This window comes from Nocardia uniformis NBRC 13702 (assembly GCF_001613345.1).
In the GTDB taxonomy this organism is placed as follows: domain Bacteria; phylum Actinomycetota; class Actinomycetes; order Mycobacteriales; family Mycobacteriaceae; genus Nocardia; species Nocardia uniformis.
On the sequence record NZ_BDCE01000034.1, the window covers coordinates 100,980 to 113,856 of the forward strand.

Annotated in this window: 12 protein-coding genes; 4 read left to right on the forward strand and 8 right to left on the reverse strand. The window is 65.4% G+C overall.

Features of this window, described 5'->3' with window-relative positions; translation table 11 throughout:
• Positions 1-5: 5 nt before the first annotated feature.
• Complete coding sequence (locus NU1_RS09900) at positions 6-968, forward strand: alpha/beta hydrolase (RefSeq protein ID WP_067519638.1); 963 nt, start codon at positions 6-8, stop codon at positions 966-968.
• Positions 969-1,110: 142 nt separating this feature from the next.
• On the opposite strand, the gene NU1_RS09905 is transcribed toward NU1_RS09900, so the two are convergent.
• Complete coding sequence (locus tag NU1_RS09905) at positions 1,111-1,563, reverse strand: DUF8020 domain-containing protein (protein ID WP_157552076.1); 453 nt, start codon at positions 1,561-1,563, stop codon at positions 1,111-1,113.
• A gap of 990 nt (positions 1,564-2,553) precedes the next feature.
• On the opposite strand from NU1_RS09905, the gene NU1_RS41265 reads away from it, so the two are divergent.
• Complete coding sequence (locus NU1_RS41265; RefSeq protein ID WP_212761657.1) at positions 2,554-2,700, forward strand: hypothetical protein; 147 nt, start codon at positions 2,554-2,556, stop codon at positions 2,698-2,700.
• A 386-nt stretch (positions 2,701-3,086) separates the two neighbouring features.
• On the opposite strand, the gene NU1_RS09920 is transcribed toward NU1_RS41265, so the two are convergent.
• Positions 3,087-3,734 (reverse strand): Uma2 family endonuclease, encoded by a 648-nt coding sequence (locus NU1_RS09920; RefSeq protein WP_067519598.1) that lies wholly within the window; start codon positions 3,732-3,734, stop codon positions 3,087-3,089.
• Positions 3,735-3,854: 120 nt separating this feature from the next.
• Between NU1_RS09920 and NU1_RS09925 the strand changes: the two genes are divergently transcribed.
• Positions 3,855-5,096 carry an alpha/beta hydrolase gene (locus tag NU1_RS09925; RefSeq protein ID WP_245720037.1) on the forward strand — a complete coding sequence of 414 codons (1,242 nt, stop codon included), beginning with the start codon at positions 3,855-3,857 and terminating at the stop codon, positions 5,094-5,096.
• A gap of 172 nt (positions 5,097-5,268) precedes the next feature.
• Here the strand turns inward: NU1_RS09925 and NU1_RS09930 are convergent, their stop codons facing one another.
• Both NU1_RS09930 and NU1_RS09935 read right to left on the reverse strand, forming a co-directional pair.
• Positions 5,269-6,564, reverse strand: coding sequence for an MFS transporter (locus tag NU1_RS09930; RefSeq protein WP_245720038.1), 1,296 nt, complete (start codon positions 6,562-6,564; stop codon positions 5,269-5,271).
• A gap of 128 nt (positions 6,565-6,692) precedes the next feature.
• A complete protein-coding gene (locus NU1_RS09935) occupies positions 6,693-7,733 on the reverse strand; it encodes a polyprenyl synthetase family protein (protein WP_067519601.1) in 1,041 nt (346 codons plus the stop codon).
• A gap of 529 nt (positions 7,734-8,262) precedes the next feature.
• Between NU1_RS09935 and NU1_RS09940 the strand changes: the two genes are divergently transcribed.
• On the forward strand, positions 8,263-9,402 hold the full coding sequence (locus tag NU1_RS09940) for an acyl-CoA dehydrogenase family protein (protein WP_067519603.1): 1,140 nt from the start codon (positions 8,263-8,265) through the stop codon (positions 9,400-9,402).
• A 15-nt stretch (positions 9,403-9,417) separates the two neighbouring features.
• Here NU1_RS09940 and fabG read toward each other — a convergent pair whose 3' ends face one another.
• The 4 genes from fabG to NU1_RS09960 all read right to left on the reverse strand — a co-directional run.
• Positions 9,418-10,176 (reverse strand): 3-oxoacyl-ACP reductase FabG, encoded by a 759-nt coding sequence (gene fabG, locus NU1_RS09945; protein WP_067519605.1) that lies wholly within the window; start codon positions 10,174-10,176, stop codon positions 9,418-9,420.
• 10 nt (positions 10,177-10,186) lie between these two features.
• A complete protein-coding gene (locus tag NU1_RS09950; protein ID WP_067519607.1) occupies positions 10,187-10,732 on the reverse strand; it encodes a TerD family protein in 546 nt (181 codons plus the stop codon).
• A gap of 18 nt (positions 10,733-10,750) precedes the next feature.
• On the reverse strand, positions 10,751-11,533 hold the full coding sequence (locus tag NU1_RS09955) for an SAM-dependent methyltransferase (protein WP_245720039.1): 783 nt from the start codon (positions 11,531-11,533) through the stop codon (positions 10,751-10,753).
• Between the two features lie 212 nt (positions 11,534-11,745).
• Positions 11,746-12,877, reverse strand: a 1,132-nt coding sequence (locus NU1_RS09960; RefSeq protein WP_067519610.1) for a cytochrome c oxidase subunit I, incomplete at its 5' end; no start/stop codon positions are given.

Below are 12,877 nucleotides of genomic sequence, written 5' to 3' on the forward strand. Positions count from 1 at the left end.
AGGACATGACGATTTCCGAAGCAGACATGCACCAGCTCCTCGCAACACGGCCGCCCGAGCCGGACTTCTCGGTGATAACGACCGAGGAACTGTTCACCTACCGCGAGGCCGAGAACCGCTTCCGGTCCGCCGCCATGCGGACGGTTATCGGAGAGCCGGATCCCGGCGCCGCGATCGACTGGCAGACGATCGCGCTGCCCGGCCGCGACCTGCCGGTCCGGGTCTACCGGCCGGTAGCAGACGGCCACCGGACCGATCTCCCCCTCGTGGTCCATGTCCACGGCGGCGCCTTCGTGGGCACGGCGGTGCAGTGCGACTTGCCCAACAGCCATTTCGCCGCCCACTTGCCCGCCGTCGTCGTCTCGGTCGAGCACCGCCTGCTCGCCCCGGACAGTTCGCTCGCGGATGCCGCCGACGACGGCTGGGACGTGCTAGATCACATCCTGCGCCACGCCGCGCAGTGGGGCATCGACCCGGCGCGCACGGCTGTCGTCGGCGAAAGCTGCGGCGGCCTGATCACCGCCCTGACTGCCATCCGGGCCCGCGAGGCCGGCTTGGAGCTCAAGGCGCAGGTGCTGGTCAACCCCGCGGTCGACGTCACCGAGGCGATGTTCGACTACCCGTCGATCACCGAGTTCGCCACCAGCCCGACCCGGGCGCTGCTGACACTGCAACTTTTCCGCCGGCTCGCCGTCCCGCCGGGAACCGACAGTCGCGCCCTCTCGCCGCTGCACGCCGACGATCTGAGCGGCCTCGCTCCCGCACTCGTGGTGGTGCCCACCCTGGACGCCGTCGCCGATCACGGCCGCCGCTACGCAGAGCGGCTCCAAGCCGCCGGCACTCCGACGCAGCATTCCGAATACCCCGGAGCGAAGCACGGTTTCCTCAACTTGCCCGGCATCGAACCTCAGGCCGCGGCCGCTCAGGCGGAGATCCTCGCGTTCCTCCACACAGCCCTGGAGCGATGACTCATAAGCCTGTCTCCTGCGGCCACACGGCACGATGGCAAAAAATTGGACCCAGATGCTCGCCGACGGCCATCATGCGCGCAGTCCCCGACAACGCCGCGTGGGCTGCGCCTGTCGGCACAGCCCACGCGGAGGGGATCGATCAGAGAACCACGAAACCCGCCGCCGCGCCGATCACGGCACCGGTGATCGCGCCGACGAACAGCATCGGAACGCAGCCGACAATCAGGCCGGCCAGGCCGATCATGCAGCCGGCAACCGCGCCCGCGAAGAAGCCGACGACCATACCCGCGGTCGCGCCGACCAGACCGATGTCCTGTGCGGCGGACACCGAGTTGACCGGCTCCGAGGCTCCCGGACGCAGCGTGATGGTGCTGCCGTCGGCACTCACATCGGCGTTGAGCCGCACGATGCGCTGAGTGTCGGAGAACACCGTGGGCATGCTCTCCACAACGGTGCCGTCGTCGGCCATGACATCGACCTTGCTGCCGTCCGCGGCCACGTTGAAGTAGCCGCCGACCACCTGCGCGGTGATGCCGACGCCATCCGCGGAGGCGCCGGTGGTGTAGGTGAGTCCGTTTTCGGTTCCGGTCACAGTCGGCCCGCTGAAGGCAGCGGTCGCGACGGCGGGTTCACCATGCGAGGTGGCCGCCGTCAAACCGGTGGCAGCAATAGCAAGCAAAGAGGTAGCAACGAACCGTCGGATCCACATGCGAGGAAATGCCTTTCGATAGACACAGGCAGAGCCTGTGCACATTGATAGGGAGGGGATGGAACGCTTCCGAGCAAATACCTCTTCGTCAACTGGTAACTGATCAGCTACCAGAACGGTGGGCGAGCAAGACCTTACAACCACATAAAGGATTCTCAGCGGATTAACAGACCGTTTTTCGGCGTGGCGCGGTGTTGCCGTGGCGACTTCAGTAGAGCCGCAGCAATATTCAGCAGACAAATGAGACAAATCGGACTACGTCCCGGGATAAAGCATGAGCGCGGGATCGCTCAACTCGAGGGAAACCTGTCCGTGACAACATGATTGGCCGGTTCAATGCCAGACGGGCTGCGCTGGCCTACAAAACATGCCCCGTACCAGACGATTACGTTATATCTTGCTAATTTCGGCCAATCGAGGAACTCCCTAATCAAGAACCTCTCACGTCACTTGTGCCACATGAGAAATGGCCCTATCGGTACTCGGGCGTCGATTTGCGGTCCCCTCCCACGGCGGCGGCCCGGAAACTCGCGTGCGACTCCCGATGGGTCATTCACATCAATGTGATGCCGCCGCTACTCGAGTTCGAATTCGTTGTATCGCCGGGGTTGACGGACAAGATGGTTCGGTGGCGGCGGGCATTCACCATTCACGACGCGCCCTAGCGTGCAGCGGTTGCACCCGGAGGTGCATTACCGCTCGACGGCGGCACGCTGATCACCGGCTACCCGGCAGCGAGGGTCCGCATAGGTTCGAGATGTCACACAGTCGGGCCGCCTGGCGCGACATCGGAGAGGACCGCTGGCATGGCCGATGTGGCGCGAACCGCGCTCGGGCAGATCCGCTGAAGAGGGTATCGAGACAATGATTCTGGTGACAGGCGCGACCGGCAATGTGGGCGCGGAGGTGGTCGGGGCCATCGACGAATCAGTCGTACGCCCGACGGTCGAGGAGATCACCGGTCGGGCGCCGCGCGCATTCGAGCAATGGGCGACGGCTCACGCCGACGCCTTTCGCTGACTGCTCCTCGGCCCTCCGCTGAGCTGCAGTAGCCACAGGCGTCCTGCCCCGAAACCTCGGGGCACCATAAACACAGTCGTTTCAATATTTTTCGGTGCGCCTAGGGTCGTGGTGCGCAGCGACGTGCAATCAAGAACAAGAAGGAGAGTCTTCGTGAAGCGTGCGATGGTGTACACGGGTATGTCCGCGGCAGTTGCCCTACTGGTCGGGATTTCCGCGGGGGCGGCGTCGGCGGCATCCGACGGCCTGCCGTTGGATCCCGCACCGAGTCCGGTGTCCGATGGTTTGCAGCCGCCTACCTGGTCGGGCTCGGCGGCAGGACCGGTAGGAACACCCGGATGGGACACACTGTCAGCCGATGCGACAGGTTCGTCCTACTAACCGCATCAGTAGGCCAGGTCGGCCCACGGGATGGAGATCGGGAACGGGTGCCCCAGGCTGATCACCGGATGTACCCGGTGGGACCATTCGCCGACCTGGGCGTACTGCCGGGGGCGCAGTGGCGTGACGCCATCGGGAAGATCGCCGGGTGTCGATAGCGCATAGGTCAGGATGGTGTCGATCCGCCGACCTTCGCGGTCCAAGAGCACTTCCCAGTACTCACTGATGCCCGCTTCCGCGTAGCGAGCCTGTTTGGCAAGCATCTCACCGATGTGGTTCGACGGCGACAACACCTCACCCACGATTACGACGTCCTCGGCGAAGATCGGCGTCCATGGTTCGTCGGGGCAGTGGTAGACCAGGAAGTCGGGTGTCAGGAAGTCGTCCTTGGCGCGGCTGAGGAAGACATTTGTTTCGGTGTCCACCTGCCAGCATTCGCCGGGCCGCGCCCGCATGCTGTCCCGTCCACAGACTTCCAGCGCGTTCCGGACGCGGGTGGCGAATCGCTGATGCTCCGGAGGGCCCGTCCGCACCCATACCGGCCGACCTTTGACCAGTTCGATGCGCTCCGCCTGTTCAGCGGGTAGGGCGGCGAGTTCATCCCAGGTCATACGGTCGGGCAGGGGTGTGGAATCGGGCGTCGGAGTGGACATCGCAATACCTCTCGCGGCGTAACCGGCGGGGCTGGTCCCGTCCAAGACTACTGGTTCTGCCCGATACACCTCACTGTCCAGCCCAGACCAGGGCCCCGGGCTGTCTCGTACAGTGGCCACGTGGGCACAGGACGGGAAGAGTCTCGCGGAGCGCTGCAACAGGTTGCGGAGCGAGAGGTCGCGGGTAGAGCGGGCGGACGGGTGCGTCGGCCCGCCGGTCCGACCGAGGTCGACATCGCCTATATCCGTCCGGCGCCCTCGGGTGGGACGCCGGTGGTGGTGATCCCCGGCGGGCCCGGTCTGGCTTCGGCGGTGCCGTACCGCGCGTTTCGCCGCCGGGCGACGCGCCTCGGCCTCGATGTGGTGATGATGGAGCACCGCGGAATCGGGCTGTCTCGACGCGATACCGCGGGTGCCGATTTACCGGTCGAGGAAGTCACGGTGGGAGCGGTGGTCGATGATCTCGCCGCGGTGCTGGACGATGCGGGTATCGAGCGGGCTGTCATCTACGGCTGTTCCTACGGCACCTGCCTCGCCCAGGTGTTCGGCGTTCGCCATCCGCGAAGGGTCGCCGGGATGGTCTTGGACTCCCCCATGCTCGACCAGGCCGGAGATCTGGCCGCGACTCGCGAGTACCGTCGCGAACTGCTCTGGCACGGCCCCGGCCCGGTGGCGCAGGCGGTGCGAGCACTCCTGGATGCCGAACTGGTGCCCGTCCACGAACTGGGGAACGTGGTGCAGATCGTCTACGAGTTCGCCGGTGCCACGGCGCTGGAGCGGCTGCTTCGGGCCCGTCTCGCCGGTCACGGCACCCGGGTGTGGCGGCGGATCGTCGGGCTCGGCGCGGACGAGGTGGCCGGACCGGGGCAGCGCTATGTGGTCGAGCCGGACTTGGTCGCGGGCATTACCCATGGCGAACTCGGCGGCTCACACGCACCGGACGGCTTGCCACTCGATCCACAGTCGATGTTCGTCCGCGATGATGTGCCGCCGTTTCGTGGCGAACCCGAGTATCTGCCCGCCGCCTTGCCGGGGTTCACCTGGCCGACCGCGGTCATCTCCGGCGACCGGGATCTGCGCGCTCCGCGCCCGGTGGCGCAGCGCATTGCCGACCTGATCCCGGACGCCGTCCAGGTACCACTGACCGATACCGGTCACAGCGCCCTCGATACCCACCGGTTGGCGGCCCTCGCCGTGGCGCGATTGGTCCGCGACGGCAGGCACCGTGAAATACCCGGGCGCGCGGCACAAATCGCGAATCTGCCACGACGAGGCGCGTCGAGACTGCTGGGGACAGCCATACGAGCGGGTATCACCGTCGACTTCGCACTCCCCCGCTCCAGGGGCAACGAGTTTGTTTAGCGACCCCTGGCAGCCCACCGGAACCAGGGCGTGACCACGATCACCCAACGTCAGACACTATGTCTTGCATGGGATCACAAAGGTGATCAGAGACGCTTCGTAGCCCATCGGCAGGTCGTAAGCTGCCGGACGCCCCGCCCGATCGGGCGGGGCGTTCACGGGTCGGTGGGTTCTACATTGCCTTGTCCTTGGTTTCGACCAGGGCGTAGGTGCAGCCGAAACTGAGTACCGCGAGGCCCGCCAGCATGATGCCGATGGCGATGCTGCCGAAGGACGCGGACAGTGGTGTGGCGATCAGAGGTGGAATCGCGCCGCCGAGTACTCCGGCCAGGTTGTAGCCCATACCCGCGCCGGTGTAGCGGTAGCGGGTCTGGAACATTTCCGGAAGGAATGCGCCGCAGGGGCCGTAGGCAATGCCGAAGATCGTCAGCGTGCCGACGACGCCGATGGCGAACGCGACCGGTGTACCCGTATCGAGCAGCGGGAACAGCAGCAGCGCCCATCCGATCGCGAGCCCGGACGACACCATCAGCACCCGGCGGCGGCCCAGGCGATCGGAGTACAGGGCCGACACGATGATGGCCGCGCCGAAGGCCACGGCCGCGCCGATGCCCACGATCAGCACGAACGGCCGGTCGAATCCCAGAGTTTTGGTGCCGTAGCTGGTGAGATACGCGGTGCCCATGTAGAAGAAGGCGAACAGCGTCGCCAACGCACCGGCCGACAGCAGGATTTCCTTGGGCTGATGCCGCCACGCGTCCAGGAAGGGCAGGCCCGGTTTCGCCGAATCGATCGCGCGCGCCGCCTGATTCGCGCGGAATACCGGTGTCTCCTCGATGGCCAGTCGCATGTAGAGACCGATGGCGACCAACACGATGGAGAACAGGAACGGGATACGCCAACCCCAGGTCAGGAAGGCCTCGTCGGTATCGCCGAGGAGTGCGCCGGTGACCAGAAATGTGCTGCTGGACAGGATGAATGCGAAGGCGGGGCCGACCTGCGGGAACATCGCGTAGAGCCCGCGTTTGCCCGGCGGAGCGTATTCGGCGGTGAGCAACGTGGCACCCGCCCATTCGCCGCCGACGGCGAAGCCCTGACCGAATCGCAGGAGCACCAGGATGATCGGCGCGGCGACCCCGATGGTGTCGGCGCTCGGCAGCATGCCGATGAGCAGCGTGCACAGCCCCATCAACAGCAGCGTCGACACGAGTGTCTTCTTGCGGCCGATCCGGTCGCCGTAGTGGCCGAACAGCGCCGCCCCGACCGGTCGCGCGATAAAGGCCACGGCGAAGGTCGCGAACGACGCGACGGTCCCCGCCGTAGCCCCGAGCGCCGGGAAGAACACCGTCGGGAAGACCAGCGCCGCCGCGGTGCCGTAGATGAAGAAGTCGTAGAACTCGATGGTCGTCCCGATGCAGCTGGCAACGGCTACCTTGCGCACACTCGTGCCGGACGTTGGGGTCGCCACCGTCGTTGGGGAAACTCTCACTGCTGTACCTCTTTTCTGCCCGGAGCGGACCGTTCAGATCCACGGGGTGACAGAAAAGTAGTGATCCGCGTCACCGGTCGACTACCCCCGAATAGGGGGTGGGGCGCTCAGTGATCGCGGTTCACGATGCACTCCGTCAAATCCAAGAGGTCGCCCGCCCCGGTGAGATCGGGGAGATAGAGCTTGGCGGCTCGGATGTGGCGGAGGGATTCGGCGCGGGCCCATTCTCGGGCTCCGGCGCGCTCGAGCAGGTGGGTGGCGTGGGCTACCGCTCGGGAGTCGAGCGGTTTGTGTTTGCCGGTGAGGAAGAGGTCGGCCAGTTCGCGGCCCGCCAAGGTGCCCGATTGCAGAGCCATCATGACCGGGAGGGAGTGCTTGTGGCGCATGAGATCGTTGCCGACCGGTTTGCCGGTGCGGGCGGGGTCGCCCCAGATGCCGATGAGGTCGTCGGTCAGTTGGAATGCGACGCCGAGCTCGCGACCGAAACCGTCCAGGGCATCGACGACCGAGGATTCGGCCCCGGCGCAGAGCGCACCCAGGGCACAGGCACAGCCCAGTAATGCACTTCCCTTGTGGCGCAAGGTCATCTGGCACTGTTCGAGCGTGATGTTCGAGTTGGTTTCGCAGGCGCAGTCGAAGTGCTGGCCGAGGCACAGCTCTATGACACTGCCCTCGAGCCGACGGATGGATTCGATCGCGCCGAAGGGTGCGTCGGCCAGAATGCGGACGGCCAGCGCGTGCATGGCATCGCCCGCGAGGATGGCGTCATCGGTGCCCCACAGCGACCAGAGCGCGGGACGGCCGCGGCGCAGCGTGCCGCCGTCCATCACATCGTCGTGAATCAGGGTGAAATTGTGGATCATTTCGACGGCGGCGGCCGCATGCGCGGCGCTACCCGGTGGGCCACCGACAGCGGTCGCGGCGGCCAGCACCAGGGCGGGACGCAGCCCCTTTCCGGTATCCGCCGCCGTCGGGCGGCCGTAGCGATCCCACCAGCCCAGGTGGTAGCCGACCATGAGCTGTAGTTCCTCCGGCAGGGCGGTGACCGCCCGCCGCAGCAGTGGTTGCGTCGATTGCCTTGCCCTGGACAGGATTCGGCGCGCCGCCTGTCCATCCGGCATCGGCCGTGCGCCCGCCGTCGTCGTCATGACAACCTCCCGAACTCGAATACGCCGGTCGCGATTCCATGGGCGCGACATGCGGGTGGCGCGCGGAAATGTTGCGCTACAACAGTTTTCCGGCCAGCTCGGCCCGCGGGCGATCCATGGGTCCGAGCGCCGCCACCCGGGCGGCCGCGGTGAGTTCGAAACCGGGCGGGGTGCGACAGCGAGAACTCGGACACAGCGAGGGACCTCAACTCGGACTCCGTTCGACGGCAACGTATTGATGTGACGATGGCGGCCGACACGGACCGGGCGAAGGACGGATTCCCCTGTGCCAAGGAAACATTGAGACCCGTCAAGCGCATGAGACCCTCTACTGCACTGTGTTCTGCATCACAACAAATGGTAGCGTCACGGTTGCTCGCTCGCAGGAATTCGACAGTCCTCGGTAAACCGGGTCATTCGACAGCGACGACGGTGCTGGTCCGGATGACTCACGGCGGTGCGCAGCCGGTCGGCGACCGCCCAGTACTGTGCTCGGGTACTCAGTATTCGCCCTGCCCGAGGAGTCGCCGTGGCCGTCGACCGTCTACTGCCCACCGCCGAAGCTCGCGAACTCATCCAGCTCACGCGGGATATCGCCGATAAGGCACTGGCCCCGATCGTCGATCGGCACGAGAAGGCCGAGACCTACCCCGAGGGTGTGTTCGCCACCCTGGGTGAGGCCGGGCTGCTGAGCCTGCCGTATCCGGAGGAATGGGGCGGCGGCAGCCAGCCCTACGAGGTTTACCTGCAGGTCCTCGAGGAAATCGCGGCGCGGTGGGCGGCGATCGCGGTGGCGGTGAGCGTGCACAGCCTGTCGGTCCATCCGCTGTTCACCTTCGGTACCGAGGAGCAGAAACAGCGGTGGCTGCCGGAGATGCTGGGCGGCGATACCATCGGCGCGTACAGCCTGTCCGAACCGCAGGCGGGATCGGATGCGGCAGCGCTCACCTGCAAGGCCGCACCCACCGACGGCGGCTACCGGATCAATGGCACCAAGGCGTGGATCACCCATGGTGGTATCGCGGATTTCTACAATGTCTTCACCCGCACCGGCGAGGGTTCGCGCGGTATCTCCTGCTTCCTCGTCGACAAGACCACCGACGGGCTGTCCTTCGGTAAGCCCGAGGAGAAGATGGGCCTGACCGCCGTCCCCACCACCTCGGCCCACTACGACAATGCTTTCGTGCCCACCGAACGCCGCATTGGCGAGGAGGGCCAGGGTCTCCAGATCGCCTTCAGCGCCTTGGATTCCGGTCGCCTCGGCATTGCCGCCGTAGCCGTCGGTCTGGCCCAGGCCGCCCTGGACGAGGCGGTGGCCTACGCCCAGGAGCGAACCACCTTCGGCCGCAAGATCATCGACCACCAGGGCCTGGGTTTCCTGCTGGCCGATATGGCCGTCGCCGTGGATTCGGCCCGCGCCACCTACCTCGACGCCGCCCGCCGCCGCGACGCCGGACTCCCCTACTCGCGCAATGCCTCCGTCGCCAAGCTGGTGGCCACCGACGCCGCCATGAAGGTCACCACCGACGCCGTACAGGTCTTCGGCGGCTACGGCTACACCCGCGACTTCCGCGTGGAGCGCTATATGCGCGAAGCCAAGATCACCCAGATCTTCGAGGGCACCAACCAGATTCAGCGTTTGGTGATCGCGCGGTCCCTCGCGGGCTGAACCATTCGGTCGGCATCAGTCCTTGGGCCCACCGGCCACGTACAGCACTTGCCCGGACACGAATCCCGCTGCGGCGCCGACGAAGAACGACACCGCGTTGGCGATATCGGCGGGCACACCGGTCCGCGCCACGGGAATCATGGCGGCATTGGCGGTCTTGAAGTCCTCGAAGTTCATTCCGAGCCGCTCGGCGGTCGCCGCGGTCATCTCGGTTTCGATGAAGCCGGGGGCAATGGCATTGGCGGTCACGCCGAATTTGCCGAGCTCGAAGGCGAGCGTCTTGGTGAAGCCCTGCACGCCCGCCTTGGCGGCCGAGTAGTTGACCTGCCCGCGATTACCCAGCGCCGAGGTGCTGGACAGATTGACAATGCGACCCCACTTGGCCTCGATCATGTACTTCTGTGCCGCCCGGGTCATCAGGAACGCCCCGCGCAGGTGCACGTTGATGACCGAATCCCATTCCGCCACCGACATTTTGAACAGCAGATTGTCGCGCGTGATACCCGCGTTATTGACCAGGACCGTGGGTGCGCCCAATTCATCGGCCACCCGCCGCACGGCCGACGCGACCGCCTGCTCATCGGCCACGTCGACGCCGACACCGAGCGCCCTACCGCCCGCCGCCACGATTTCGTCGACCACCGGCTTACACGCGGCCTCGTCCAGATCCAACACCGCGACCGCGAATCCGTCCTGCGCCAAACGGCGGGCGGTTTCGGCGCCGATGCCGCGCGCGGCCCCGGTAACAATGGCGGTACGAGTCATTTCGGTCATGGCACCGAGGCTAAACGAGGAACTGGCTCACCTGCGTTACCGCTTCGACCGGATGTCCCGCGAAGATGGCCGCGCCGATCGGTTCGTAATGCCACTCGGCGTCCGCGGTGAACAGCCGGCCCATAACGAAGCCGGTGTGCTCACCTCGATCCAGGTTGTAGCGGGCGATTTCGGTGCTACTGGCACCGTCGAACAGCCGGCAGAAGGCATTGTCGATCTGCTCGAAGGTTTGGCCGCCGTACGAGGTCACCAGGAAGATCACCGTGGTGACCTGCGACGCCATCCGGGTCAGGTCGACAGTGATTACCTCGACATCGCCGGTGCCCTCGCCGGTCACACTGTCGCCGTGATGGCGCACCGAGCCGTCCCGCGAGCTGAGTTGTTCGTGATAGACCACGTCGACGATATCCGCACCGCTGAAGAGCAGCGCCGCCGCGTTCAGGTCGATATTTTGGACACGTCCGCCGAATCGGCGGCGCTGGGCCGGATCCCAGCCCAGCGCCATCCCGACAAAGTTGAGCGGAGCACCGGTCTCATCGCGCAAAGTCACAAACATGAGCTTGCCAGGGATCGTTCAGGGCTTCCGGCCGACACCCCCGGCTATGCAGTGGCGTACTGGCGACAGCGGCGTGAGCCGCGGACCGTCCGGCCACCAGTCGTCGCACAGCACCAATCCGGGCTCGACCATCTCCAATCCGCGGAACATGGACTGGATTTCGGCCCGGGTCCGGAAGCGGCCGCTGCCCAACGGGCTGTGCACGAACCTGTCCTCCATCTTGCGCGCCAGTTCACTGTGCTCCGGCGTCTCCGGATCGAAGAAGTGCGCGATGGCCACATAGGAACCGGACGGCAACGAGTCGACGTAGGTCCGCATGACCTCGGCCGCGTTATCGTCGGGATAGTGGTGCAGGGTGCCGATCTGGAACAGCGCGACCGGCTCGGTGAAATCCAGATAGGCGCGCACGGTCGAATTCTTGAGCACCTCGAAAGGCCGGAAGATATCCGCGCCGATAATGGTGGTCCGCGCGACGCCGTCCAGTATCGCGCGCGCGTGGGCCAGCACCGTGGGGTCGTGATCGATGTAGACCACCCGCGCATCGGGTAGCACGCGCTGCACCACCTGGTGGGTGTTCTCCGCGGTCGGCAGTCCCGAACCCAGATCCAGATACTGGTCGATACCGGCCTGCTGGACCAGGAATCGACATACCCTGATAAGGAAATCCCGGTTGGCCCAAGCTAATTCGGCTACCCCCGGGGCGACCGTGGCAACCTGACGCAGTACCTCGCGATCGATCTCGAAATTGTCTTTGCCATTGAGCGCGGCATCGTAGACCCGGGCGACGCTGGCGTGGGCCATGTCCACTCCTACCGGCGCCGCGCTCCGGTAGGCGGCGGAGGATTGAGACATCTCGAACTCCCTCGCGTCGGTTCGATATCGACACGAAAAATCTTCCCCCATTTCCGGCATCCTCGGGGCAATACAGCCTTGCCTATCTGCGCCGTTATGGGTGCGGCCGGATCAGAGTCGCACAATCCTCACATTCATACCGGTCTGTTTTGTAAAGTGTGCTAGACCCGAGTGTCCGCTGCGGTCTCGTTCACATCCTGATGTCCTGCGCCCCAACCGACATGGGCCTCGGCGCGCATCCGATCCACCATGTGCGGGTAGTGCAGCTCGAACGCCGGACGCTCCGAACGCACCCGCGGCAGCTCGTAGAAGTTGTGCCGCGGCGGCGGGCACGACGTCGCCCATTCGAGCGAATTGCCGTAGCCCCACGGATCATCCACGGTCACCACCTCGCCGTAGCGATGCGATTTGAAGACATTCCAGATGAACGGCAGCATCGACGCGCCCAGAATGAACGAGCCGATGGTCGAGATGGTGTTGAGGTTGGTGAAGCCGTCGGACTCCAGGTAGTCCGCGTAGCGGCGGGGCATCCCCTCGTTGCCCAGCCAGTGCTGCACCAGGAAGGTGGTGTGGAAGCCGACGAAGGTGGTCCAGAAATGCCACTTGCCCAGGCGCTCGTCCATCATGCGACCGGTCATCTTGGGGAACCAGAAGTAGATACCCGCGAAGGTTGCGAAGGCGATGGTGCCGAAGAGGACGTAGTGGAAGTGCGCGACCACGAAATAGGTGTCGGAGACATGGAAGTCGAGCGGCGGGCTGGCCAGCAGCACACCCGACAGACCTCCGAAGAGGAAGGTGACGATGAAGCCGACGGAGAACAGCATGGGCGTCTCGAAGGTCAATTGCCCCCGCCACATGGTGCCGATCCAGTTGAAGAACTTCACACCGGTCGGAACCGCGATGAGGAACGTCATGAACGAGAAGAACGGCAGCAGCACCGCGCCGGTGGCATACATATGGTGCGCCCACACCGCCACCGACAGGGCGGCGATCGCGAGCGTCGCGTAAACGATTGTGGTGTAACCGAAAATCGGCTTACGGCTGAAGACCGGGAAGATCTCCGACACGATGCCGAAGAACGGCAGCGCGATGATGTACACCTCGGGATGGCCGAAGAACCAGAACAGGTGCTGATAGAGCAGTGTGCCGCCCGAGGCCGGGTCGTAGATGTGACCACCCAGGTGCCGGTCGTAGGCCAGACCGAACAGCGCCGCGGTCAGCAGGGGGAAGGCCAGCAGCACCAACACGCTGGTGACGGCGATGGTCCAGGTGAAAACCGGCATCCGGAACATG